This window comes from Pseudomonas sp. AKS31 (assembly GCF_023634765.1).
Lineage (GTDB): Bacteria > Pseudomonadota > Gammaproteobacteria > Pseudomonadales > Pseudomonadaceae > Aquipseudomonas.
Genome location: NZ_JAMLFX010000005.1, coordinates 52,393 through 72,594, shown reverse-complemented (window position 1 = coordinate 72,594; position 20,202 = coordinate 52,393). Strand labels below are relative to the sequence as shown.

Sequence of the window (20,202 nt, the reverse complement as noted above, 5' to 3'; positions counted from 1 at the left end):
CGTGTCGACCCGCCCCTTAGGAAATCCTGATGCTGGACTCGTTACTCGTTCCCACCGCAATCGTTGCCTTGGCCGAAATCGGCGACAAGACGCAACTGCTCGCACTGATTCTCGCCGCTCGCTTCCGCAAACCCTGGCCGATCATTGCCGGTATTGTCGCCGCGACCCTGGCCAACCACGCAGCAGCCGGTGCGGTCGGCGCCTGGTTCGGCAGTTTCTTCTCGAATGCCACGCTGCACTGGATTCTCGCCGCAAGCTTTACGGCCACGGCGCTGTGGACACTGGTCCCGGACAAAATGGATGACGATGAAACCAGCACCGCACGCAAGTTCGGGCCTTTCCTGACCACGCTGATTGCGTTTTTCCTCGCCGAAATGGGCGACAAGACTCAGGTCGCCACGGTGATGCTGGCCGCGCAATATCCGGAACTGTGGCTGGTGATTATCGGAACGACGGCGGGCATGCTGATTGCCAACGTGCCAGTGGTATTGGCGGGTAATTTTGCTGCGGACAAATTGCCGCTGACCTTGATCCGTCGCCTCGCGGCATCGGCATTCATGATTCTGGCGATTGTTGCGGTGTACAAGGCGATGCAGAGCAGTGGCTGGGTTTAACCCTGCCAAAGCCGATCGCGCCGATCATTCCCACGTTCTGCGTGGGAATGCAGCCGGGGGACGCTCTGCGTCCCATTGGAACGCGGAACGTCCCTTGAGGCATTCCCACGCAGAGCGTGGGAACGATCATCGACTCAGGATTTCGGCGCTTTTTCGTACAGCGGCATGACCTTCGGAATCGCCGCCTGCAACGACGCAATCCGGCTGGTCGAGGCCGGGTGGGTGCTCATGAACTCCGGTGGCGAACCTTCCGAGGCCTTGCTCATCTTGTTCCACAAAGTAATCGCGGCATTCGGGTTGTAGCCGGCGCGTGCGGCCAGCTCCAGACCGATCAGATCGGCTTCGTTTTCGTTGGCGCGGCTGTTTGGCAGGGTCATGCCGTAGTTGGCCACGGTGTCGGCCAGCGCCAGACTGTCCTGACCCAGACCGAGCAACGCACCGGCGCCCTGCTTGGCCATTTCAATCCCGTAGGCCTTGGACATCGCTTCACGGCCGTGCTCGCGCAGGGCGTGGGCGATTTCATGGCCCATGACCGCGGCGATTTCATCGTCGGTCAGCTTCAGGCTGTCGATCAGCCCGGTGTAGAAGATGATCTTGCCGCCAGGCCCGCAGTTGGCGTTGAGTTCATCACTCTTGATCAGGTTGACTTCCCACTGCCATTGCGCCGCATCCGGACGGAAGTTCGGCGCCTGGGCGATCAGGCGGTTGGCAATCGCCTGAACCCGCTTGGCCTCGGGACTGGTCTTGTCCAGCACACCTTTGCTGGACGCCTCGCCGACGGTCTTCTGATACGACTGCGCATACATCTGGTCGACCTCTTGCGAGGACAGCATGCTGAACATGTACTGCTTGCGCTCCACACCCACGGCGCCGCCGCTGGTGGTGTTGACCGACTGACAACCGGCCAGCAACAGCGCTGCGCTCAGTGCACTTACAACCAATGTCTTGTTCATTCAAAAGCTCCCTGAAAACCTGTCGCGTATCCTAGGCGGGTAATTGTATCGACGCCAGATACAACGGACGTGTTGCAGCGACTTTCAGATGTTTCCCACCTGCACTGTCGTAAAAAATTCACAGCGACCGCCAACCCCGTGCAACTGCGTCGCGCACTGATCCATTTGCGACATCGCCTTTCAATTGCACCTGCTCGCGCTCATGGCCCAATGCCCGCTGCCGATACAACAGCGCAGACGTCCTCTTGCGTGCGGAGCTCCCATGAAGTTCAAGTCGATCCAGTTTTCCGTCGCCGCCTTGGCCGGCGCCATCGTGCTCAGCGTGGTGGCCGCGCTGGTGCTGTATGCGCTGTTCTCCGGTGCGCGCACGCAAGAAATGGTGCAACAGCGCACTCAGGCGCAGTTCGAGCAAGTCATCGAACAGCGCCTGACCTCGCTGGCGCAAACCCAGGTCAGCCAGATCCAGCGCGAGCTCGAAGCGCCACTGTTGATTGCCGGCGGCCTGGTGCGGGTCAACGCCCTGCTCGGCACGCCAGGTGATGATGGCCAGCCGCGCCTGACCGTCAGCCGCGAGCAACTGATCAGCCTGATCAAAGAGAACGTCGAAAAGAACCCGAAAATTCTCGGCACCTACATCGGCTGGGAAAAAAACGCCCTCGACCACAATGACGCGGCCTACGTCGGCACCAGCGTCGTGGGGATCGACCCGGCCAACGGACGTTTCCTGCCGTGGTGGTTCCGCAATGATGACGGCACCCTCGGCCTCGACAAACTGGTCGACGTCGATGACCAGAAGACTCTGTCCACCGGCGTGCGCGCCAGCGAGTACTACCTGTGCTCGAAAGAAACCAAGAAATCCTGCGTGATCGATCCGGCGCCGTACAAAGTCGGCGACAAGATCGTCATGCTCGCCTCCTTTATTGAACCGATCATGCTCAATGGCACCTTTCAAGGCATCGTCGGCGCCGACCTGTCGGTGAACTTCATTCAGGAAATGCTCCTCAGCGCCAACCAGAAGCTGTACAGCGGCGCCGGGCAAATGGCCCTGATCGGCGGCAACGGCCGGATCGTCGCGTACACCCAAGACCCGAGCAAATTCGGCGAGAAAGTCAGCGACATCCTCGACGCCGGGCAGACCGCCAACCTGGCTAATCTCAAACGCGGCGAAGTGACTTACTCGGTCAACAAGGACAAGGGGCGCATCGAGTTGTACCTGCCGTTCGGCATCGGCCAGACCGACGCACGCTGGACATTGATGCTGCAATTGCCGCTGAACGCGGTGATGGCCGATCTGCAAAAACTGCAGGGCGATCTGGAGGCCCAGCGCAAATCCGACACCTTCGGCATGGCCATGGTCGGTCTGCTCATCGCCGGCCTCGGCTTGCTGGTGATCTGGCTGGTCGGCCACGGCATCGCCCGACCGCTGAAACAGATGGTCGCGATGCTCAATGACATCGCTCAGGGTGAAGGTGATCTGACCCGTCGCTTAACCAGTGATCGCAGCGATGAACTCGGCTCGATTGCCAAAGGCTTCAACACGTTTCTGGCCAAGCTGCAGGCGATGATCACTCAGGTGGTGACGTCGGTGCAGAGCGTCAGCGACTCCTCTGAACACACTGCTGACATCGCGATTCGCACCAACATCGGCATCCAGAAACAAATGGCCGAGATCGATCAGGTTGCCACGGCGGTGCAGGAAATGACCGCCACCGCGCAGGACGTCGCGCGTAACGCGACGCAGGCGGCACAAGCGGCCAGTCATGCCGATCAGGCCGCCAGCCAAGGTATGCAGATCGTCCGTGACACGTCGAACTCAATCGGCGTGCTGGCGCTGGAAATCGGCAAGGCTGTAGATGTGGTGCAGAACCTGGCCAAGGACAGCGAAAACATCAACGCCATTCTCACCGCCATTCGCGGCATCGCCGAGCAGACCAACCTGTTGGCGCTGAACGCGGCGATTGAAGCGGCGCGTGCCGGCGAGCAGGGTCGTGGTTTTGCCGTGGTGGCGGACGAAGTGCGCAATCTGGCGCAGAAAACCCAGAAAGCCACCGAAGAAATCCAGAGCATGATCCAGCAATTGCAACAAGGCACCCGCGATGTCGTGCGGGTCATGGAAGACAGCCAGAACCGCACCGACGAAAGCGTGCAGCACGCGGCGAAAGCGGCTGAGGCGCTGGAGACGATCACCCAGGCGGTATCGGTGATCAACGACATGAACACGCAGATTGCCAGCGCGGCGGAAGAGCAGAGTGCAGTAGCCGATGACATCAATCGCAACGTGATCAACATCGGGCAAGTGGCGAATGAAGTGGCGGGCGGTGCGGATGAGTCGAGTTCGGCGAGCGCGGACCTGACCAAACTGGCGGAGCAGCAGCGGCGGTTGATCAACCAGTTCAAGGTCTGAAAAGCGAAAAGCCCCTCACCCTAACCCTCTCCCAGAGGGAGAGGGGACTGATTGGGGGATATTTCAGAATGACACCGACCTGAAAGATCTTCACTGAATCCATAATCGACTCGATGCATCAGGTCGCTGAATCGCTCAAGACAACTCGGTCGGCTCCCTCTCCCTCTGGGAGAGGGCTGGGGTGAGGGACTTTTGATCTACAGGCTTTAACCCGGGGTCAGACACTCCGGCCCATTAAGCTTGGGATCATTGATCAGATTCGCCAGCACCCGCTCGCGCAATGCCGCCGGTTCACTGGCCAGCAACCCTTGCAACACATGCAATGGCGTCTCGGGATCGAGCCACGCCGCCTGCCCCGCTTCATCCAGAATCAACGGCCGGCGTTGACTCGACGCCGGCTGCGTAATCACTGCCGTGCTCAACCAGACCTGCTCCTGCACCGGATAAGCCTCCCAGATCGCCGCAAAAAACAGTGACGAGCCCTCCCCCGGCGTCAGCCAGAACGGCCGCTTGCGCTGGGTCCCACGCCATTCATAAAAACCGTTGGCCGGCAGCAGGCAGCGGCGCAAGCGCAAGGCTTCACGAAACATCGGCTGCTCGGCCACCGTTTCGGCACGAGCATGAGCCGGGGTTTTCGACAGATCAGTCAGCCACGGCGGAGTCAGCCCCCAGCGGGCGCGGGCGAGGGTGCGCTGGCCATCTTCACCGGCACGCAGCATCAACACCGAATCATTGGGGGAAATGTTCCACTGCGCCTGCTGATCGGCGGGAAAACCTGGCAGGGCCGCGAAGTCGCGGTTCCAGCGAAACAGGGCATAACGTCCACACATGGGGCAACACGACTCTGAAATAAAACGAAGCTCAGCCTAACAGACCAGCGTCCCGGGGAAGCTCTCCGGTTCATCGCCGGGCAGCGGCAGCGCGGCATTGTACGCGGTGATCAGCTCGCGGGCGTATTCGGCCTGGTCGTTATCCACCGACAGTCCCAACAGGCCGAAGATCGGCAGTTCCCCCGTACCGCCGAGCAAATCGCGACCAATCAAGTGCGCCTCGATGCCTTCGCTGGCGAGCATGCCCTTGAGCATTTCACCTTCCATCAGGTTTTCTGGCTCGTAGATTCGCTGCATGGGCGCCTCTCAATCGTTTTCGCTGAAGACTTCCAGAAACCAGTCCTCTCCATGGACCTGCAAGACGAACGTTATGGGCTGACAACACACCTGACAGTCTTCGATGTAGGTCTGATCGCCGCCGGACAGGTCTACTGTCGTCTCGACCGGTTCCCCACAATAAGGACATTCGTATTCAGCGGTTTCCAGCATCGCGGTCTCCCAAGTGACTTGTGCGTATAATCGCCGGTCTATTTGCAGGGCTATTTTTGTCTGGCTACTTTTTCAGACCGTGCCCCGCGGGTTTTCGATCAAAACCTTTACTTACCCTAGCCGTTTCCAACAAGAGAGCATGATGGGCGAATTCGATGCCATCCGACCTTACGACGACAGCGAAGTACCTGTGGTACTGGCAAGACTGCTCGGCGACAAGGCGTTTCTAGATATCCTCACCCACTTCCGCTTCCCGCGTTTTGCCGGTGCCTTCGGCTGGATGCTCAAACCACTTATAGCTCATCGGCTGCGTCGTGAGTTCGCCGACGTGACGTCGGTGGCGACGTTGCAGGACAAGATCGAGTCCTATGTCGACCACACCATCGAGCGCGCCACCGACGGCGTGACCTACACCGGTGTCGAGCAATTCAAGTCTGGCAGTGCCTATCTGTTCATCGCCAACCACCGCGACATCGTGATGGACCCGGCCTTCGTCAACTATGCCGTGTACCACGCCGGCCTGCCGACCCCGCGCATCGCGATTGGCGACAACCTGCTGCAAAAGCCGTTTGTCAGCGACCTGATGCGCCTGAACAAGAGCTTCATCGTCCATCGCTCGATCACCGGCCGCCGCGAGAAAATGGCCGCGTATCAACTGTTGTCGGCGTATATCAACCACTCGATCCGCAACGATTGCGCCTCGATCTGGATCGCTCAGGCCGAAGGTCGGGCGAAGGACGGCGACGATCGCACCGAGTCGGCCATCCTCAAGATGTTCCACATGAGCCGCAAGGACGAGCCGTTCGGCGAAGTCATCCAGTCGCTGAACGTCACCCCGGTGTCGATCAGTTACGAGTATGACCCGTGCGATCAGGCCAAGGCCCGCGAGCTGTACATCCGCGCCACCACCGGCACCTATGCGAAAGCGCCGGGCGAGGATGACGTGAGCATCGCCAAGGGCATTACCGGCTACAAAGGTCGGGTGCACGTGAACTTTGCTGCGCCGATCACTGAGCTGTTCGAAGACACCAAGCAATTGGCGATCGAAATGGACAAGCAGATTCTCGGCGGCTACCGGTTGTTCCCGGTGCATTACCTGGCGTATGCGCAGTGGGCCGACGCCGATCCGCAATTGAATGTGCCGAAAGCGGCCGAAGTGTTCCCGGCCGATGAACTGGCCAAGGCGCAGGAGGAATGGCAGAGCCGGCTGGATGCGTGCCCTGAGGAGCATCGTCCGTATCTGGTGCTGCAATATGCGACGCCGGTGCGTAATCAATACCGGGTCAAGGCTGGGTTGCCACTGTAAAGCAACAGCAAGATCAAAAGATCGCAGCCTTCGGCAGCTCCTGCAGGATGTACATCATTCCCGTACAGGAGCTGCCGAAGGCTGCGATCTTTTGCTTTTAAAAGCGGGTGCTGATCCAGGAAACGATCAGGGCCAGGCCCAGGCAGGCAAAACCGAAGCGATAGAAAAACCGGTTCATGCGCAAGGTCGCCCAATCGAGGATAGGCTCGGCGTTCGGTTGCGCCTGACGCTGGGCGGCAATGCTGGCCATCGCGCGCTGCTCACGGCGGCGAGTGGCGTGCAGCAGCCAACTACCCGGAAACGCCAACAACAACGCCAGCAGGTTGATCAGTTTGGCGGGATGGGCGGTAAACAGCGTCATCAAGTGCAGCGACATCACAGACCTCTATCTGAACCGGTATGGCAGTCGCCAAATCGACGACTGCGGCGCGGATTCTAACCAAACCTGCCCGTTCCTCCCCAGTCTTTGCGACAAATAACCTGACAATCGACCGATGGCTGTCCTGTGTCACGGCATCGTCATGTGGATACACCAAGATGCGCGCCTCGAAACGCACATGGAACGCGACATGCTTCACGCTGAAAATCAGGATCGTCTGTACCTCATTACCCCTTACGACGAACAACAAAGCCTCGTCGGCAGCCTCGCCTTCAATGTCCAGGATCGCCATTGGCTGGTGTATTGCGCGCTGGGCGGGCATCAGCATGCGGATTTGCCCGAGACGGATTTGTTGACGGGTGTCAGCGTGCTCGATTTCTACTCGCAGGCTGCCTGAAAGCAAAAGCACCCTCACCCTAGCCCTCTCCCCGAGGGAGAGGGAACCGACCGAGTTGTTTATTCGAGGTCCATCGACCTGAAATTTCCAGCCGAACTCAGGTTCTGAAAAGCCCCCGATCGGCTCCCTTTCCCCCTCGCCCCCTTTGGGGGAGAGGGCTGGGGTGAGGGGGATCGATCTCCCATACGACACAAATCCCAACCCTGACACCCACAAAAAAGCCCGGGCTCATCGCTGATCCCGGGCTTTTTCACATCCGCTGAAAACTTACTCAGCCAGAACCTGACCCACGGTCGGGTCCTTGAACAGGCGCGTCAACGCATCACTCAACACGTCGCTGACCAGTTTGGTGTTGGTTTCCTGGTTCGGCGCCATGCCGAAACGCTGGTCCAGCGAGGCGCCGTAACGGCCGCTGTAGCGACGGTTGGCGTTCTGCACGTCGGAGCGGAAGGTCGCGCCGATGGTCGCTTCGGTCACGTACATGCCTTCTTTCGGCGACTGGTATTTCAGCTCGGCCAGGGTCACCGTCAACTGCGGCGCGTTCGGCGCGTTGTTGGTCGGGGTGAAGCCGAGCAGACGCACGGCGGCTTCAGCCTGAGCCTGCAGCTTGGGCAGGATCTGCTCGCGCTGCACGGTGATGGCGCTGGTTTCCGGGTACAGGCCGCCACGGGTGCCCAAGGTTGGCGACGGACGACCGTCAACCACACGCACGACGACTGGCTGGCCACGGCCGACCGCTGGCAGCTGCGTAGTCAGCTTCGGCTCCGGGCTCAGTTGTTGCGGGCTGTGGGCGCAGCCGGCCAGGGTCAAACCGGCCACAGTGATCAAACCGAACAACAGGCGTTGCAACATGCTCTTCTCTCCAGAATCAGGCACAAACAGGCCGGCAGTATAGCGGTGGGCCACTCCGGGTAACCAGCGCCCGACAGCGAATACTGAAATGTCTGACAAACCCTTGGGAAAGCGGTTCCTGTCACAGATTATTCACCCGGCATACACGTTCACGTCACGGCGCATTGGCAACCTTGTAATCAGTCCCCCAAAAGGTACTCAATCATGCGTTATCTGATCTCGTTGTTCGCTCCTCGCCCATTGCACCGCTGCTTCGCCCTGCTCGACCGCAACGGTCATTGCCAGGCATTCAAGCAGTGCAGCCTGCAACCGATGGGCGATGGCTGGGTGGAAATCGAAGAAATCCGTCTCAACTGGTTGCACCAGCCACTGCCCGCCAGCGCCCGCGTCATAGCGTCGCAGCCCCGCGCACGGGTGCAAGGGATGTTGAGCATCTGACCGGATGCCTAATAAAAGTCATTAAACACGAGCAACAGCGCGCATTTCTTCGATACAATCTCCCCCCGATTATAAGGACGTCTCCTGATCGGGCCCCGCAACAGCGTCAATGCGCATGCATCGACACCCAAAATCGCCCACAGAGAGCCGCCCACACAGATCGAGTGAAGTTGGCGCGCTTGCCTGTTCTTCCGGCAAAAACCCCGCTTTTCGCGAATCTGCAGAGCTGTCATGACGCTCGGCCACCGCGTTGTTTTGCCCTTGCGGGCAGGGTGCCAGGCCTGGACAGCCCTTTTTTGAGGTTCACGTCTTCAAAAGAGCGTGAAAAAAACGGGTTTTCACAACTTCACAAGAGTGTGGCGAGCAAATGAAAAGTTTTGCGTCTGAACATGCACCATTAGCGTCTGAAACAGCCCAACGACACAGGACCGGGTATACCTCGAATATCGGAGCCTGAAGCCTGTCCGCTACGGATTTGGTTGCACAAAAACGGATGTCTCGACCATAAGTCGAATTGCCAGCTGCGTGCTGAAATGAGTTCATGGAGCTCTTGAAAGCCAAGCCGCATACATCCGTCGAAGTTGCGAAAAATTGCGAAGATTCGGACATGGCGACCTGACCACGGATAGCCTGGACACCACTGACCTGTCCCGGAACGCCTGGCAGCCATGCCGACAATTTGGTGCTGCAGATTTTGGAGACGCGTTAAATGGCGCATAACGAAGCAGTCGACGTAGTTCTGGTAGGGGCGGGCATCATGAGTGCCACCCTGGCCGTGCTGCTCAAAGAGCTCGACCCCGCGATCAAGCTGGAAGTCGTCGAGCTGATGGATTCCGGTGCTGCGGAGAGTTCCAACCCCTGGAACAACGCCGGTACCGGCCACGCGGGTCTGTGCGAGCTGAACTACACGCCACAGGCCGCTGATGGCACCGTCGACATCAAGAAAGCCGTGCACATCAACACCCAGTTCGAAGTGTCCAAGCAGTTCTGGTCGTACCTGACCAAAAAAGGCACCTTCGGCTCGTGCAAATCCTTTATCAGCCCGGTGCCGCACCTGAGTTTCGTCCAGGGCGACAGCGGCGTGTCTTTCCTCAAATCGCGCTTCGACGTGTTGAGCAAGCACCACGCCTTCGCTGACATGGAGTACACCGAAGACAAGGCCAAGATGGCCGAGTGGATGCCGCTGATGATGCCGGGCCGCTCGCCGGACGAAGTTCTCGCCGCGACCCGCGTGATGAACGGCACCGACGTCAACTTCGGCGCCCTGACCAATCAGTTGCTCAAGCACCTGACCAGCGCTCCCGACACTCAAGTCAAATACTGCAAGCGCGTCACCGGCCTCAAGCGTAACGGTGCCGGCTGGACCGTCAGCATCAAGGACGTCAACAGCGGCAACAGCCGTGAAGTCGACGCCAAATTCGTTTTCCTCGGCGCGGGTGGTGCGGCGTTGCCGTTGCTGCAGGCTTCGGGCATCGAAGAAAGCAAAGGCTTCGGCGGCTTCCCGATCAGCGGCCAGTGGCTGCGCTGCGACAACCCGGAAGTGGTCAAGCATCACCAGGCCAAGGTTTACAGCCAGGCTGCGGTGGGTTCACCACCAATGTCGGTGCCGCACCTGGACACCCGCGTGGTCGACGGCAAGAAATCCCTGCTGTTCGGGCCATACGCCGGTTTCACCACCAAGTTCCTCAAGCACGGCTCCTTCATGGACCTGCCGCTGTCGGTTCGCGCCGGCAACATCGGGCCGATGCTGGCCGTGGCGAAAAACAACATGGACCTGACCAAATATCTGGTCAGCGAAGTGATGCAATCGATGGAACAGCGTCTGGATTCCCTGCGCCGTTTCTACCCTGAGGCGAAAGCCGAAGACTGGCGCCTGGAAGTGGCCGGCCAACGGGTACAAATCATCAAGAAAGACCCGAAAAAGGGCGGCATCCTGCAGTTCGGTACCGAACTGGTCGCAGCCAAGGACGGTTCCCTCGCCGCCCTGCTCGGCGCTTCGCCGGGCGCGTCGGTGACCGTTTCGATCATGCTGGAACTGATCGAAAAATGCTTCCCGGCCAAGGCCAAGGGCGAGTGGGCCGGCAAACTGGCGGAAATCTTCCCGGCCCGTGAAAAGGTGCTGGAAACCGATGCTGCGCTGTATCGCAAGATCAACACGCAGAACAACATCGCGCTGGAGCTGGTTGAAGAAAGCAGCGAGACCCCAAGCTACGCTTGATCTTGCGGCATGAAAAACGCCCCGTACTCAGTGAGTGCGGGGCGTTTTTTTATGGCCTTGAAAAGCAAAAGATCGCAGCCTGCGGCAGCTCCTACAGGGTAAACACAAACCCTCTGTAGGAGCTGCCGAAGGCTGCGATCTTTGGATCTTGTCCTTTGATCTTAGCCGCGGGCCTTGTCGATCAGCTCGATGTACTCGGCCGCGTTGCGTTGATCCTTGATCTGGTCAACAAACGTCTGACCGTGCTCGTCCTTGCCATCCACGTCATAACCGGCCGCTACGAAGAACGTCAGAAAGCGCTCGAAGTCATCGATACGCAGGCCACGGTAGGCCTTGATCAGTTTGTGCAGCGACGGCGAAGTGGCGTCGACCGGCTCAAAATCGAGGAACAGCTTGATCTGCTCATCGCCGATCTCGTCACCAATCACTTGTTTCTTATCTTTACGCATTGCCGACTCCAGCTCGCAGACATTACACGGGGCGGGCAGTTTACCCCTGCCCGGCCGCCCGGCTCAACGCGATCGCACCGCCCCGGTGTGCAAATCGGCCCAGATATGGCCGTTGGCGTAACTGAGGAACTGCACATACACGGTGTCGTTGCGCAACAAGTCGATGACTACGCGGTACTGGGCCAACGGATAGAACAGCGTCAGGATTTTGCTCTTGTCGTCGTACACCGGTTTTTTCAGGCTTTTGCTTTCGCCGTCGAAATTCACCAGCACCTGAGTGATGGTCGCTCCCTTGTTCAGGGACTTGCCCTTGAGGCGGATCATCAGCGATGACGTCACCGGAATCGGCTGCTGATTGGACTGGCGTTGCGCGCCGACGACCACGGAATAGTCAGTGACCTGCATGAGTTGCTGCTGTTCAGGCTCGGCATCGCGCACGGTCAGATCGTCCGGCGGAAGGAATTGGCTGTGCATCGGCGCGGCGGACAGCGGCAGGCTGAGGGTCAGCAACAGGGCGGCAAAGCTGCGGATCAAGAGGCGCATGGCAGGCTCCGGGGGCGGGGCCGAGCACTCTAGCATGGGATTAAAAGCAAAAGATCGCAGCGTTCCGCAGCTCTTACAGGTTTACATCAATCCCCTGTAGGCGCTGCCGAAGGCTGCGATCTTTTGATCTTGCTTACATGCCTTTAACGGCAAAAATCCCGTTGGCGTTGCGCCAGTAGCCTTTGTAGTCCATGCCGTAACCGAAGATGTAGCGGTCGATGCACGGCAGGCCGACGAAATCGGCTTTCAGGTCAGGACGCGCCTTGCGGTCATGATCCTTGTCGATCAGCACGGCGGTGTGCACTTTGCGCGCGCCGGCGTGTTTGCAGAAGTCGATGATCGCGCCCAGGGTGTGACCCTCATCGAGGATGTCGTCGATGATCAGCACGTCGCGGTCGATGAACGAGACTTCCGGCTTGGCTTTCCAGAACAGGTCGCCACCGCTGGTTTCGTTGCGATAACGGGTCGCGTGCAGGTAGGAGGCTTCCAGCGGGAACTGCAGATGCGTGAGCAGTTTGCCGGAGAAAATCAGCCCGCCGTTCATCACGCAGAACACCACCGGGTTGCTGTCAGCCAGTTGTTCGTTGATTTGTGCACCGACGCGGGCAATGGCGGCCTCGACTTCAGCTTCGGTGTACAGGCAGTCAGCCTCTCGCATGATTTGACGGATATGCTCGAGATCAGCGGACATGGCGCTCTCCAGGGGTTGGCGGAATTGGAAAAGCGGGCAAAGGTACGCATCCATCGAGGCCGAATCAAGCCTTTATGGACTAACGTACAGAATGTCCTATAGGACATCACCCTCGGATAGATTAATCTAGGCCGGTTTTTTTGCCCGCCGCCGGAGTTTTTCCATGCCCATCCTCGAGATCCGCCATCCGCTGATCCGCCATAAACTCGGCCTGATGCGCCGCGCCGATATCAGCACCAAGAATTTCCGTGAGCTCGCTCAGGAAGTCGGCGCCCTGTTGACCTATGAAGCTACAAAAGATTTGCCGCTGGAGTCCTACGATATTGCAGGCTGGTGCGGCACCGTGTCGGTCGAGAAAATCGCCGGCAAGAAGATCACCGTCGTGCCGATCCTGCGCGCCGGTATCGGCATGCTTGAAGGCGTGCTGAGCCTGATCCCGGGAGCCAAGGTGTCTGCTGTGGGCGTTGCCCGCAACGAAGAAACCCTGCAAGCGCACACTTATCTGGAAAAACTGGTTCCGGAAATCGACGAACGGCTGGCGATGATCATCGACCCGATGCTCGCCACCGGCAGCTCGATGGTTGCGACCATCGACCTGCTGAAGAAAGCCGGCTGCAAGGACATCCGCGCGATGGTGCTGGTCGCCGCGCCGGAAGGTATTGCCGCCGTAGAAAAGGCTCACCCGGACGTGACCATCTACACCGCCTCCATAGATGAACGTCTGAACGAACACGGTTACATCATCCCAGGGCTTGGCGATGCCGGTGACAAGATCTTCGGCACCAAGCAGAAGGACGCGTGACCATGCAGCAAGAGTTCAACGATCCGCTCTGGCGCACGGTGCTGTCCGGCGCCCAGATGCTGTTCGTGGCTTTCGGCGCGTTGGTGCTGATGCCGCTGATCACGGGCCTTGACCCGAACGTGGCACTGTTTACCGCAGGTTTAGGGACGATCCTGTTCCAGATCGTCACCGGGCGTCAGGTGCCGGTGTTCCTGGCCTCGAGCTTCGCTTTCATCACCCCGATCATTCTCGCCAAGGGCCAGTTCGGCCTCGCCGCGACCATGGGCGGCGTGATGGCGGCCGGTTTTGTCTACACCTTCCTGGGCCTGGCCGTGAAGATCAAAGGCACCGGTTTCATCGACCGTCTGCTGCCACCGGTGGTGATTGGTCCGGTGATCATTTCCATCGGTCTGGCCATGGCGCCGATTGCCGCGAACATGGCAATGGGCAAGGCTGGCGACGGTTCGGAACTGATCCACTACCAGACCGCGATGATGATCTCGATGCCAGCGCTGCTGACCACCTTGATCGTGGCGGTGTTCGGTAAAGGCATCTTTCGTCTGGTGCCAATCATTTCCGGTGTGCTGGTCGGTTTTGCCATGTCGTTCTATTTCGGCGTGGTCGATACCGCAAAGATTGCTGCCGCGCCATGGTTCGCTTTGCCGCACTTCACCGCGCCGGAGTTCAACTGGCAGGCGATTCTGTTCATCGTCCCGGTGGCATTGGCCCCGGCCATTGAACACATCGGCGGCGTGATTGCGGTCGGTAGCGTGACCGGTCGCGATTACCTGAAGAAGCCAGGCCTGCATCGCACCCTGCTCGGTGACGGCATTGCCACCACCGCCGCTGGCCTGTTCGGAGGCCCGCCAAACACCACCTACGCCGAAGTGACCGGCGCGGTGATGCTGACCAAGAACTACAACCCGAAGATCATGACCTGGGCGGCGATCTTCGCCATCACCCTGGCGTTCATCGGCAAGTTCGGCGCGCTGCTGCAAAGCATTCCGGTGCCGGTAATGGGCGGGATTCTGTGCTTGCTGTTCGGTTCGATCGCGGCGGTGGGGATGAACACCCTGATCCGTCACAAGATCGATCTGGGCGAGGCGCGCAATCTGGTGATCGTGTCGGTGACCCTGGTATTCGGTATCGGCGGTGTGCTGGTCGGCACCGGCACAGGTCCCGACGACTTCGGCCTCAAAGGCATCGCGCTGTGCGCGGTGGTGGCGATTGCGCTGAACCTGATCCTGCCGGGTAACGATGGCTGGAAGAACAAGAAGGCGGATGAGCCGCAGATCTAAACCTTTAGATCGTCGCTGAGTGATCGTTCCCACGCTCTGCGTGGGAATGCGTCCCTAGAGGCATCCCACGCAGAGCGCGGGAACGATCATCACAGGGCCAGCGGTGCTCTTTCGCAAAGGGTTGCCAATGCCTTCGCCCATTGCGGGTCGTCATTCAGGCACGGCACCAACACCAATTCCTCGCCCCCCGCTTCGCGGAACTGCTCATTGCCGCGATCACCAATCTCTTCCAGCGTCTCGATGCAGTCGGCAACAAACGCCGGGCACATCACCAGAATCTTCTTCACGCCGCTTTTCGCCAGTTCATCCAGGCGTGCTTCAGTGTAGGGTTCGATCCACTTGGCCCGGCCCAGACGTGACTGAAACGACACCGACCACTTTCCATCCGCCAGGCCCATGCGCTCAGCGAACAACGCCGCAGTACGCAGGCATTGCGCGCGATAACAGGTCGCCAATACCGCAGGCGAGGCGTTCTTGCAGCAGTCTTCATTCTTGAAGCAATGATTGCCGGTCGGATCGAGTTTGGTCAGGTGCCGCTCAGGCAGCCCGTGGAAGCTCAGCAGCAAGTGATCGTAATCCTGCTGCAAATGCGGTTTGGCACTGGCAACCAAAGCGTCGAGGTATTCCGGCTGATCGTAGAACGGTTGCAGGATCGACAACTGCACATCGAGATTCTTCGCGCGAATGACACGTCTGGCCTCTTCAATCACCGTGGTGGTGGTGCTTTCGGCGAACTGCGGATACAGCGGCGCCAGCGTAATGCGCTTGTGCCCCGCCGCCACCAGTTTCAGCAGGCAGGTTTCAATCGACGGCTCACCGTAGCGCATCGCCAACTCCACTGGCCCCTGCTTCCATTGCGCCTTCATCTGCTGCTGCAGACGCCGGCTGAGCACCACCAGCGGCGAACCTTCGTCCCACCAGATCGAGGCGTAGGCGTGGGCCGACTGCTCGGGGCGCTTGACCAGGATCAGCGACACCAGCAAGCGCCGCACCGGCCACGGCAGGTCGATCACGTACGGGTCCATCAGGAATTGATTGAGGTAGCTGCGTACATCGGCCACCGAGGTGGAAGCCGGGGAACCCAGGTTGACCAGAAGCAAGGCGTGATCGGTCATGCAACGTCCTATTTCAGAGGCGGCTGGAGAGATCATCCAGAGCCGCGCGTAAATCCGTGAACTGGAAAGTGAAACCCGCTTCCAGCAAGCGTGCCGGCACGGCCTTCTGGCCGCCAAGCAACAACAAAGACATCTCGCCGAGGCCGACTTTCAGTGCCAGTGTCGGCATCGGCATGAACACCGGGCGGTGCAACACGCTGCCCAGCGTTTTGGCAAATTCGCGATTGCGCACAGGTTGCGGCGCGCACGCATTATAAGGACCACTGGCCTGATCGCGGTGCAGAAGAAAATCAATCAGGGCGATTTGATCGTTGATATGAATCCACGGCATCCACTGCCGGCCGTTGCCCAAAGGCCCGCCCAGCCCAAGCTTGAACGGCAGCAACAGGCGCGACAAAAAGCCGCCCTCGGCCGACAGCACCAGACCGGTTCGCACCAGCACCACGCGGATACCCAGCGATTCTGCGCGCAGTGCGGTTTCCTCCCAGGCTATGCACAGCTGACTGGCGAAGTCGTCGATCACCGGCGGCGATTCTTCCGTCAGCTCACGCTCACCGCCGTCGCCATACCAGCCAATGGCTGATCCGGAAATCAGCAGCGGCGGTTTCTGCTCTCGCGTGTCGAGCCAGCTCAACAGGGTTTCCGTGAGCGTGATACGGCTGCTCCACAACAACGCTTTGCGTCGATGGGTCCACGGCCGATCGGCAATCGGCGCACCGGCCAGATTGATGATCGCGTCAACCGGCTCTTCGCCAAGGTCTTGCAGACGCGCAATACCGCGCACCTGTGCGCCACAGATTTTCGCGACTTTCTCCGGCTGGCGACTCCACACCGTCAAGCGATGCCCCTGCCCCGACCAGTATCGGCAGAGCTGACGTCCTATCAAACCAGTACCGCCGGTCAGCAATATGTGCATGACATCTTCCTCGCGTGGCGTTTAACCCGGATCACTAGTCTATTTTTATAAGCAGGGATCTTTTCTATCGGGCAGGCTCTATTGTTTAACCATAGGCCAAGCTGTCAGATCGAGAACGCTAGAAGTTATACCAAAAAACAAAATTGTACAGGTTTGATCGACGGCGTAGTCTGTACAGAAAGGTAAACGAGGCCCCTATGACTGTACCTATCGCAATCATCGGCACCGGCATCGCCGGGCTCTCCGCCGCCCAGGCTCTGACAGAGAGCGGGCACACCGTGCAACTGTTCGACAAAAGCCGCGGCAGCGGTGGGCGCATGGCGAGCAAACGCAGCGACGCTGGTTCGCTGGACATGGGCGCGCAATATTTCACCGCGCGCGACCGACGTTTCGTCACCGAAGTGCAACGCTGGCAAAGTCAGGGCTGGGTCGCCGAATGGCAACCGCAGCTCTACACCTTTCAGGGCGGCCAGCTGAATCTGTCACCGGACGAGCAGACCCGCTGGGTCGGCACGCCGCGCATGAGCGCCATCACCCGTGGACTGCTCGATGGCCTGGAAGTGCACTTTGCCTGCCGCATCACCGAGGTTTATCGCGGTGAAGAACACTGGCATCTGCAGGACGCCGAGGGCTTCACTCATGGCCCGTTCAGTCACGTCGTGATCGCCACACCCGCACCGCAAGCGACAGCGTTGCTCGCTGCAGCGCCGAAACTTGCCGGGGCCGCCGCCGGGGTGAAAATGGAGCCGACCTGGGCCGTCGCCCTCGCTTTCGAAACACCATTGGACACCCCGATTGAAGGCTGCTTTGTACAAGACAGCCCACTCGACTGGCTGGCGCGCAACCGCAGCAAACCGGGGCGCGACAACACCCTCGACACCTGGGTGCTGCATGCCAGCAGCGCGTGGAGTCGCCAGCACATCGACCTGTCCAAGGAAGCGGTGATCGAGCAACTGCATGGCGCGTTTGCCGAGTTGCTGCACAGCGCCATGCCAGCGCCGAGCTTCAGCCTCGCCCACCGCTGGCTCTATGCGCGCCCGGCGACGGGCCACGAATGGGGCACCTTGGCCGACGCCGATCTGGGTCTGTATGCCTGCGGCGACTGGTGCCTGTCGGGCCGCGTCGAAGGCGCATGGCTGAGCGGTCAGGAAGCCGCACGCCGCCTGCACGAACACCTGCAATGAACCGTATCAATCCGCGTAAATTGCTGCTGTCGAAATGGACAGCAGCGCAGCCGCAAAACCGTGAGAAACACTTTCTGGTGACCGAGCTGTTCTGCGACGAAGAAGGCACAGTGCTGGAAGTTGAATTGCAGGCGGTGTTGACCAAGCGTGCCGAACGACTCGATTGGCAAACCCTCAAGAACAACGATCACTGGTTATTGGGCTGGCAATAAAGATCCTGTCGGAGTGCCTGCTCGCGATGGCGGTGGACCATTCAACCTTTTTTGTTGAATGACATACCGCTATCGCGAGCAGGCGAAGGCCTGCAAGGGAATGCATCAACCGGAAAAAGTTATACAAATCATTTGACTTGTACACCCATGAATCTATGCTGAGCAAAGTTGTACAGAGATCTACCTCTGTACAGGTATAGATTCGAGGTGCCCATGTCTGATTCTTGCGCAGCCAAACCCAAAATCGCTATCAGCGCCTGCCTGCTGGGCGCCGAGGTGCGCTACAACGGTGGACACAAGGAATCACGCCTGTGCAGCCGCACCCTCACCGAGCATTTCGATTTCGTCCCGGTGTGTCCGGAAGTCGCGATCGGCCTCGGCATTCCGCGCGAGCCGATCCGCCTCGTCGGCGAGGCCGAGCATCCACAAGCGGTGGGCACGGTAAATCCATCGATCAACGTCACTCAACCATTGGCCGAATACGGCACGAAAATGGCCGCCGAGCTTAGTGACATCTGCGGCTACATCTTCATGCAGCAGTCGCCGTCCTGCGGTCTGGAACGGGTCAAGGTCTACCACGCCAACGGCGCCCCGGTTAACGGCGGCGGACGCGGGATTTATGCCCAGGCGTTCTGCGCACAGCACCCGGATCTGCCCGTGGAAGAAGCCGGGCGTCTCAATGATCCGGTACTGCGCGAGAACTTCATCACCCGTGTGTTCGCCTACAGCGAATGGCAACAGGTCCTCGCCAATGGCCTGAGCCGTCGCGCCCTCACCGAATTCCATTCGCGCTACAAATACTTGCTGATGGCGCACAACCCACTGCAATACAAAACGCTGGGCAAGTTGTTGGGCAATATGGCCGACACCGATCCCGCCGAACTCGGCCCGCGCTACTTCAGCGAACTGATGGCCGCCCTGAAGAAATGCGCCACGCGCGGCACCCACAGCAATGTCCTGCTGCACATCAGCGGTTATCTGAAACAGGCGATCAGCGCTGAAGAAAAACAGGAAATGCAGCACATCATCGGCCAATACCGCCAGGGCATCGTGCCGTTGGTGGTGCCGTTGACGTTGCTCAAGCATCACTTTCGCCTCCATCCGGATTCGTACATCGCGCAACAGGTTTACCTGCAACCGCACCCGGAAAACCTCAGCCTGCGAAACGCAATCTAATGAATGACCAAATCGATACCAGCGCCCAGGAAGACCTCGGCGCGGATTTTAAAAAAGCCCTCGACGAAGGCTGGCTGCCGATTCGCGAAGTCGCGCGGCAGACCGGCGTCAACGCGATCACCCTGCGTGCCTGGGAACGCCGCTACGGGCTGGTCGTGCCGCAACGCACGCCCAAGGGCCATCGGTTGTATTCGGCCGAACATGTGCAACAGATTCTGACCATCCTCACCTGGCTCAACCGCGGTGTTGCCGTCAGTCAGGTCAAACCGCTGCTCGATGCACCACAGGCGTTCAGCGAGTCGGTGGAGAACGACTGGCAGCGCTTGCGCCAAACCCTGCTTACCGCCGTCACCCAACTCAATGAACGCAGCCTCGACGACAGCGTCAATCAGGCCATGGCGCTCTACCCGCCACGCACGCTGTGCGAGCAATTGCTGATGCCGTTGCTGGCGGAACTGGAGCAGCGCTGGCAAGGCCAGTTCGGCGCGCAGATGGAACGGGTGTTCTTTTATTCGTGGCTGCGCAGCAAATTCGGCACACGCATCTACCATAACAATCGCCAGTTACAGGGCGCTCCGCTGCTGCTGATCAATCATTCCGACCTGCCACTGGAGCCTCATCTGTGGTTGTGCGCATGGCTGATCAGCAGCGCCGACTGTCCGGTGCAAGTGTTTGACTGGCCGCTGCCGGCCGCCGAACTGGCACTGGCGGTCGAACACCTGCAAGCCCGTGGCGTACTGCTGTATTCCAGCAAAGCCATGAGCCTTGCGCAGTTGCCCAAGCTGCTGAACGGAGTCAATTGCCCGAAAATACTGGTCGGACCAACGGTATGCATCCACCACGCCGAGTTGTCCGTAAAAACCTCCGAGATGGCTGATGTGTTCCTGGCTGAAGACGCGCTTCTGGCCCATCAGGAACTCGTTCAGCGTGGGTTGATTTAATGGACACCGTGAGTGC

23 protein-coding genes and 1 pseudogene are annotated in these 20,202 nt (G+C 59.5%); 13 read left to right on the top strand and 11 right to left on the bottom strand.

From position 1 onward, the window contains the following. Window positions 1-29: 29 nt before the first annotated feature. On the top strand, window positions 30-614 hold the full coding sequence (locus M9827_RS16370) for a TMEM165/GDT1 family protein (protein WP_077574495.1): 585 nt from the start codon (window positions 30-32) through the stop codon (window positions 612-614). A gap of 134 nt (window positions 615-748) precedes the next feature. Here M9827_RS16370 and M9827_RS16365 read toward each other — a convergent pair whose 3' ends face one another. Further along, a complete protein-coding gene (locus tag M9827_RS16365) occupies window positions 749-1,567 on the bottom strand; it encodes a M48 family metallopeptidase (RefSeq protein WP_093441307.1) in 819 nt (272 codons plus the stop codon). Between the two features lie 202 nt (window positions 1,568-1,769). Between M9827_RS16365 and M9827_RS27995 the strand changes: the two are divergent. Together M9827_RS27995 and M9827_RS27990 are read left to right on the top strand one after the other, a co-directional pair. Next, window positions 1,770-3,116 (top strand): annotated as a pseudogene (locus tag M9827_RS27995) (methyl-accepting chemotaxis protein); the annotation flags it as partial. Window positions 3,117-3,128: 12 nt separating this feature from the next. Further along, complete coding sequence (locus tag M9827_RS27990; RefSeq protein WP_502943459.1) at window positions 3,129-3,971, top strand: methyl-accepting chemotaxis protein; 843 nt, start codon at window positions 3,129-3,131, stop codon at window positions 3,969-3,971. A gap of 206 nt (window positions 3,972-4,177) precedes the next feature. On the opposite strand, the gene M9827_RS16355 is transcribed toward M9827_RS27990, so the two are convergent. The 3 genes from M9827_RS16355 to M9827_RS16345 are packed head-to-tail and all read right to left on the bottom strand — an operon-like array spanning window position 4,178 to window position 5,290. Beyond that, on the bottom strand, window positions 4,178-4,801 hold the full coding sequence (locus M9827_RS16355) for an SOS response-associated peptidase (protein ID WP_250606207.1): 624 nt from the start codon (window positions 4,799-4,801) through the stop codon (window positions 4,178-4,180). A 36-nt stretch (window positions 4,802-4,837) separates the two neighbouring features. After that, the gene (locus M9827_RS16350; protein WP_007912819.1) at window positions 4,838-5,098 is read right to left on the bottom strand and encodes a putative signal transducing protein; all 261 of its coding nucleotides are present in this window, start codon (window positions 5,096-5,098) and stop codon (window positions 4,838-4,840) included. Window positions 5,099-5,107: 9 nt separating this feature from the next. Continuing rightward, window positions 5,108-5,290: a CPXCG motif-containing cysteine-rich protein gene (locus tag M9827_RS16345; protein WP_250606206.1), complete on the bottom strand. Its 183-nt coding sequence runs from the start codon at window positions 5,288-5,290 to the stop codon at window positions 5,108-5,110. Between the two features lie 142 nt (window positions 5,291-5,432). On the opposite strand from M9827_RS16345, the gene M9827_RS16340 reads away from it, so the two are divergent. Next, the gene (locus M9827_RS16340) at window positions 5,433-6,596 is read left to right on the top strand and encodes a 1-acyl-sn-glycerol-3-phosphate acyltransferase (protein WP_250606205.1); all 1,164 of its coding nucleotides are present in this window, start codon (window positions 5,433-5,435) and stop codon (window positions 6,594-6,596) included. 97 nt (window positions 6,597-6,693) lie between these two features. Here M9827_RS16340 and M9827_RS16335 read toward each other — a convergent pair whose 3' ends face one another. Further along, a complete protein-coding gene (locus M9827_RS16335) occupies window positions 6,694-6,972 on the bottom strand; it encodes a hypothetical protein (RefSeq protein WP_016985168.1) in 279 nt (92 codons plus the stop codon). Between the two features lie 193 nt (window positions 6,973-7,165). Between M9827_RS16335 and M9827_RS16330 the strand changes: the two genes are divergently transcribed. Then, the gene (locus M9827_RS16330) at window positions 7,166-7,372 is read left to right on the top strand and encodes a hypothetical protein (RefSeq protein WP_008083982.1); all 207 of its coding nucleotides are present in this window, start codon (window positions 7,166-7,168) and stop codon (window positions 7,370-7,372) included. Window positions 7,373-7,639: 267 nt separating this feature from the next. On the opposite strand, the gene M9827_RS16325 is transcribed toward M9827_RS16330, so the two are convergent. Next, a complete protein-coding gene (locus M9827_RS16325; protein WP_007912832.1) occupies window positions 7,640-8,224 on the bottom strand; it encodes a YajG family lipoprotein in 585 nt (194 codons plus the stop codon). Window positions 8,225-8,428: 204 nt separating this feature from the next. On the opposite strand from M9827_RS16325, the gene M9827_RS16320 reads away from it, so the two are divergent. Then, on the top strand, window positions 8,429-8,662 hold the full coding sequence (locus tag M9827_RS16320) for a hypothetical protein (RefSeq protein WP_250606204.1): 234 nt from the start codon (window positions 8,429-8,431) through the stop codon (window positions 8,660-8,662). 709 nt (window positions 8,663-9,371) lie between these two features. Further along, window positions 9,372-10,880, top strand: coding sequence for a malate dehydrogenase (quinone) (mqo, locus tag M9827_RS16315; protein WP_250606203.1), 1,509 nt, complete (start codon window positions 9,372-9,374; stop codon window positions 10,878-10,880). Between the two features lie 161 nt (window positions 10,881-11,041). On the opposite strand, the gene M9827_RS16310 is transcribed toward mqo, so the two are convergent. The 3 genes from M9827_RS16310 to M9827_RS16300 form a co-directional block, all read right to left on the bottom strand. After that, on the bottom strand, window positions 11,042-11,329 hold the full coding sequence (locus M9827_RS16310; protein ID WP_250606202.1) for a PA4642 family protein: 288 nt from the start codon (window positions 11,327-11,329) through the stop codon (window positions 11,042-11,044). 63 nt (window positions 11,330-11,392) lie between these two features. Next, entirely contained in the window at window positions 11,393-11,872 is a 480-nt protein-coding gene (locus tag M9827_RS16305; RefSeq protein WP_250606201.1) for a hypothetical protein, read from the bottom strand. A 133-nt stretch (window positions 11,873-12,005) separates the two neighbouring features. After that, window positions 12,006-12,563 carry a hypoxanthine-guanine phosphoribosyltransferase gene (locus tag M9827_RS16300; protein WP_008086142.1) on the bottom strand — a complete coding sequence of 186 codons (558 nt, stop codon included), beginning with the start codon at window positions 12,561-12,563 and terminating at the stop codon, window positions 12,006-12,008. Window positions 12,564-12,726: 163 nt separating this feature from the next. Here M9827_RS16300 and upp point away from each other — a divergent pair, with 163 nt between their 5' ends. Together upp and M9827_RS16290 are read left to right on the top strand one after the other, a co-directional pair. Next, on the top strand, window positions 12,727-13,365 hold the full coding sequence (gene upp / locus M9827_RS16295; RefSeq protein WP_007912842.1) for a uracil phosphoribosyltransferase: 639 nt from the start codon (window positions 12,727-12,729) through the stop codon (window positions 13,363-13,365). Window positions 13,366-13,367: 2 nt separating this feature from the next. Next, a complete protein-coding gene (locus M9827_RS16290; RefSeq protein WP_250606200.1) occupies window positions 13,368-14,642 on the top strand; it encodes a uracil-xanthine permease family protein in 1,275 nt (424 codons plus the stop codon). 89 nt (window positions 14,643-14,731) lie between these two features. Here the strand turns inward: M9827_RS16290 and hemH are convergent, their stop codons facing one another. Continuing rightward, on the bottom strand, window positions 14,732-15,757 hold the full coding sequence (hemH, locus tag M9827_RS16285) for a ferrochelatase (RefSeq protein WP_250606199.1): 1,026 nt from the start codon (window positions 15,755-15,757) through the stop codon (window positions 14,732-14,734). A 13-nt stretch (window positions 15,758-15,770) separates the two neighbouring features. Next, window positions 15,771-16,673 (bottom strand): TIGR01777 family oxidoreductase, encoded by a 903-nt coding sequence (locus tag M9827_RS16280; RefSeq protein WP_250606198.1) that lies wholly within the window; start codon window positions 16,671-16,673, stop codon window positions 15,771-15,773. A 197-nt stretch (window positions 16,674-16,870) separates the two neighbouring features. Here M9827_RS16280 and M9827_RS16275 point away from each other — a divergent pair, with 197 nt between their 5' ends. From M9827_RS16275 to M9827_RS16260, 4 genes are all read left to right on the top strand, one after another. Then, window positions 16,871-17,857 carry an NAD(P)/FAD-dependent oxidoreductase gene (locus M9827_RS16275; RefSeq protein ID WP_250606197.1) on the top strand — a complete coding sequence of 329 codons (987 nt, stop codon included), beginning with the start codon at window positions 16,871-16,873 and terminating at the stop codon, window positions 17,855-17,857. After that, window positions 17,854-18,069: a TIGR02450 family Trp-rich protein gene (locus M9827_RS16270; protein WP_250606196.1), complete on the top strand. Its 216-nt coding sequence runs from the start codon at window positions 17,854-17,856 to the stop codon at window positions 18,067-18,069. The genes M9827_RS16275 and M9827_RS16270 overlap by 4 nt, the downstream gene beginning before the upstream one ends. A 213-nt stretch (window positions 18,070-18,282) precedes the next feature. Beyond that, window positions 18,283-19,245: a YbgA family protein gene (locus M9827_RS16265; RefSeq protein WP_250606195.1), complete on the top strand. Its 963-nt coding sequence runs from the start codon at window positions 18,283-18,285 to the stop codon at window positions 19,243-19,245. Beyond that, the gene (locus tag M9827_RS16260) at window positions 19,245-20,186 is read left to right on the top strand and encodes a MerR family transcriptional regulator (protein WP_250606194.1); all 942 of its coding nucleotides are present in this window, start codon (window positions 19,245-19,247) and stop codon (window positions 20,184-20,186) included. Before M9827_RS16265 ends, M9827_RS16260 begins: the two co-directional genes overlap by 1 nt. The last annotated feature ends 16 nt before the right edge of the window (window positions 20,187-20,202 follow it).

Bases quoted from the DNA above. Each gene is read 5' to 3' on its own strand.
- M9827_RS16320 (WP_250606204.1), top strand. From the start codon at position 8,429: ATGCGTTATCTGATCTCGTTGTTCGCTCCTCGCCCATTGCACCGCTGC.
- M9827_RS16350 (WP_007912819.1), bottom strand. From the start codon at position 5,098: ATGCAGCGAATCTACGAGCCAGAAAACCTGATGGAAGGTGAAATGCTC.
- M9827_RS16370 (WP_077574495.1), top strand. From the start codon at position 30: ATGCTGGACTCGTTACTCGTTCCCACCGCAATCGTTGCCTTGGCCGAA.
- M9827_RS16335 (WP_016985168.1), bottom strand. From the start codon at position 6,972: ATGTCGCTGCACTTGATGACGCTGTTTACCGCCCATCCCGCCAAACTG.
- M9827_RS16310 (WP_250606202.1), bottom strand. From the start codon at position 11,329: ATGCGTAAAGATAAGAAACAAGTGATTGGTGACGAGATCGGCGATGAG.
- M9827_RS16330 (WP_008083982.1), top strand. From the start codon at position 7,166: ATGCTTCACGCTGAAAATCAGGATCGTCTGTACCTCATTACCCCTTAC.
- M9827_RS16365 (WP_093441307.1), bottom strand. From the start codon at position 1,567: ATGAACAAGACATTGGTTGTAAGTGCACTGAGCGCAGCGCTGTTGCTG.
- M9827_RS16355 (WP_250606207.1), bottom strand. From the start codon at position 4,801: ATGTGTGGACGTTATGCCCTGTTTCGCTGGAACCGCGACTTCGCGGCC.
- M9827_RS16305 (WP_250606201.1), bottom strand. From the start codon at position 11,872: ATGCGCCTCTTGATCCGCAGCTTTGCCGCCCTGTTGCTGACCCTCAGC.
- M9827_RS16280 (WP_250606198.1), bottom strand. From the start codon at position 16,673: ATGCACATATTGCTGACCGGCGGTACTGGTTTGATAGGACGTCAGCTC.
- mqo (WP_250606203.1), top strand. From the start codon at position 9,372: ATGGCGCATAACGAAGCAGTCGACGTAGTTCTGGTAGGGGCGGGCATC.
- M9827_RS16290 (WP_250606200.1), top strand. From the start codon at position 13,368: ATGCAGCAAGAGTTCAACGATCCGCTCTGGCGCACGGTGCTGTCCGGC.
- M9827_RS27990 (WP_502943459.1), top strand. From the start codon at position 3,129: ATGATCACTCAGGTGGTGACGTCGGTGCAGAGCGTCAGCGACTCCTCT.
- hemH (WP_250606199.1), bottom strand. From the start codon at position 15,757: ATGACCGATCACGCCTTGCTTCTGGTCAACCTGGGTTCCCCGGCTTCC.
- M9827_RS16340 (WP_250606205.1), top strand. From the start codon at position 5,433: ATGGGCGAATTCGATGCCATCCGACCTTACGACGACAGCGAAGTACCT.
- M9827_RS16260 (WP_250606194.1), top strand. From the start codon at position 19,245: ATGAATGACCAAATCGATACCAGCGCCCAGGAAGACCTCGGCGCGGAT.
- M9827_RS16345 (WP_250606206.1), bottom strand. From the start codon at position 5,290: ATGCTGGAAACCGCTGAATACGAATGTCCTTATTGTGGGGAACCGGTC.
- M9827_RS16325 (WP_007912832.1), bottom strand. From the start codon at position 8,224: ATGTTGCAACGCCTGTTGTTCGGTTTGATCACTGTGGCCGGTTTGACC.
- M9827_RS16265 (WP_250606195.1), top strand. From the start codon at position 18,283: ATGTCTGATTCTTGCGCAGCCAAACCCAAAATCGCTATCAGCGCCTGC.
- M9827_RS16270 (WP_250606196.1), top strand. From the start codon at position 17,854: ATGAACCGTATCAATCCGCGTAAATTGCTGCTGTCGAAATGGACAGCA.
- upp (WP_007912842.1), top strand. From the start codon at position 12,727: ATGCCCATCCTCGAGATCCGCCATCCGCTGATCCGCCATAAACTCGGC.
- M9827_RS16300 (WP_008086142.1), bottom strand. From the start codon at position 12,563: ATGTCCGCTGATCTCGAGCATATCCGTCAAATCATGCGAGAGGCTGAC.
- M9827_RS16275 (WP_250606197.1), top strand. From the start codon at position 16,871: ATGACTGTACCTATCGCAATCATCGGCACCGGCATCGCCGGGCTCTCC.